The organism is Arthrobacter sp. Soil_C_60, from assembly GCF_057656375.1.
Genome location: NZ_JBDGKM010000047.1, coordinates 1 through 201 on the forward strand (window position 1 = coordinate 1; position 201 = coordinate 201).

The window sequence follows — 201 nt, forward strand, 5'->3', positions numbered from 1 at the left end:
CTCGGTGGCGGTGGCGAGCTCGGCCGCGTCCGAGTAGCGCACGAAGAGCCCGGCCGCGCCGAAGACTTCCTCCTGCAACCGCGGGGAGGCCGCGAAGTTCTCCGCAGTGGTGCTGAACAGCCGCGGTGCCGGGGCGTTCTCGGTGGCGCCCGGAGTGCCCTCGGCGACCTGCTCCACGCCGTCGGCCGCTGCCAGTTCCTT

The 201-nt window shown here is 73.1% G+C and carries 1 pseudogene; it reads right to left on the reverse strand.

The features are described from left to right. Positions 1-201: pseudogene (locus AC3A4M_RS22895) on the reverse strand (aldehyde dehydrogenase (NADP(+))); the annotation flags it as partial.